1 protein-coding gene is annotated in these 249 nt (G+C 39.4%); it reads right to left on the bottom strand.

Features of this window, described 5'->3' with window-relative positions; all coding sequences use genetic code 11:
• Window positions 1-115: 115 nt before the first annotated feature.
• Window positions 116-249 (bottom strand): helix-turn-helix domain-containing protein (locus tag SB775_RS34750; RefSeq protein WP_486360735.1); only part of this gene is annotated, 134 nt, incomplete at its 5' end.

Genomic DNA, 249 nt, shown 5'->3' with positions numbered 1-249 from the left:
TCGTAATCGTAGAAAGCGTAGTTTATCCGCTGCAATGAATCCCCAATAAAGAGAGTCAGACAAATCAGGATAACGATGAGATTTCCGATAATGGAGATGTTCCAGATGTTTTTTTTCATGAGGTCTCAACCAATCGTTCGATTTCCGCAAGATTGCAGATCAGGATCTTTTTCTTTTTTATTTGGATAAAATCTTGATTTTGCAAATCGAGCAACACTTTCGTCACCGTTTCCCTGACGGTTCCTGTCA

The sequence above is a fragment of the Peribacillus sp. SIMBA_075 genome (assembly GCF_046534585.1).
Note: the sequence above shows the minus strand (reverse complement) of the source record. Positions and strands in the feature narration are given on the sequence as shown.